This window comes from Desulfocucumis palustris, assembly GCF_002933875.1.
Lineage (GTDB): Bacteria > Bacillota > Desulfotomaculia > Desulfotomaculales > Desulfocucumaceae > Desulfocucumis > Desulfocucumis palustris.
Window position 1 is genome coordinate 1 of the sequence record NZ_BFAV01000046.1, and the last position, 1,464, is coordinate 1,464.

General features: G+C 37.2%; 2 protein-coding genes. Both read right to left on the reverse strand.

All coding sequences use genetic code 11. The features are described from left to right. Positions 1-129: 129 nt before the first annotated feature. Positions 130-579, reverse strand: a complete 450-nt coding sequence (locus DCCM_RS04520; RefSeq protein ID WP_104371273.1) for a hypothetical protein — start codon at positions 577-579, stop codon at positions 130-132. An 8-nt stretch (positions 580-587) separates the two neighbouring features. After that, the coding region (locus DCCM_RS04525) for an RHS repeat-associated core domain-containing protein (RefSeq protein WP_231702657.1) at positions 588-1,464 on the reverse strand (877 nt) is incomplete at its 5' end.

Here is a 1,464-nt window from a genome sequence, read left to right on the forward strand (position 1 = left end):
TGCTCCGATTGCCATATTTCCTACTTCTCAATTAAATATTGGTTACCGGCAATGGCGCTGTTTCCTTTATCGCCAGTTTCCGTAAGCAGTCACAATATACAATAAAATTAACACAAAATCATTAATATATCAATAAACATCGAGCTCTATACAGATATCATCTTTTAAATCAATTAATGCAAAATCTAATTCTTTAGAATAATATTTTTTATTAATGGCTTGTCTGTATTTTTCTATTTCTATATTTGTTATCTTTAGTGCTTCTTGATATAGAATCATTGCGCCGATAGCTTTATCTAGTGATTTTCCATCAAGCACGGTTAACCTAAATTTAGGCTCACATTCATTTAAATTAGACGCATAATCCATGACAAACAGTGCTTGTTCTTTTGTTATTTCCTCCTCCAACCAAGTCTTCTTCACTTCAACAAATCCATTTTTGTCTGAAGGTGGTAGAATAAAATTGTAGTCATTCTTGTGCTTCGCGTAAAGCTTAATTTTTAGGACAATTTTTTCAATTGGTTTGCCAGTATCCGAATCACATATTTTTATTCTAATAATTTCTGGAAAAGTATCCATTGTTTCACCTACCTTAATTTATATATTTTCATTAAATCTACAGGAATCGATTGCTCTGTAATCATTTCAATACCTGTTCCACCCTCAACATTTCCACCATATCTATAATTTACTGAATTCATATTGAACTCCACTCGATAGACTGGTGATCCAGTTGGGCCAAAAGGATTCTGTTTTCCAATTTGAAGCCCTTTTTCAGCTTCTAATATTGTGTCATATTTGTTGGGTGAAACAAATATATCCTTCAAATTACCGGCTCTGTCCACGTTGGGTATTTTTCCTGTTGCCTTTATTACATTAAGCTCACCTTCGCTAACATACCTATAAGCAGCTTGAGTACCTGTCTTGCCTCCTTGTAAACCTAACCTAATTTCTCCAGTTCCATTTAACATTGATAAGCCTATAAATATTGGATCATCTTGTAATGGAACTGGGTTGATCTCGTCTGGATGAGGTCCCTTTCCCCTATAACAATCTGCTAATTGGTGCCAATATTTTTTACTTTTTTCATCACCACTTATATTAGCTTCAGTCCACATCATACCACATCTTTCCAATGCAGTACGTACCGAGGTACTATACCTAAACTTACCATTTCCATCAAAATCATCTTTTACAAAATGCCCCGTCGGATCCACATAGTTCACCGGGTTATTATTGCAGTAAGTATAAAGGTTCTGCGTCCAGGGTTCGTAGATGTTGCCCCGGTAGGTATCATTGGTGATAAACCTCCCTATCTCCGGGTTATAATACCTGGCTCCCATCTGGTATAGCCCGGGGCCGGTGAAGTAGGGGGCGCCGGTGAAGGTGAACCTTGTTTCGTCACTGTCGCTGTCGCCTTCGCTGGTGTAGGTGCCGAATTCCTGGTATTCGTACATTTTTACT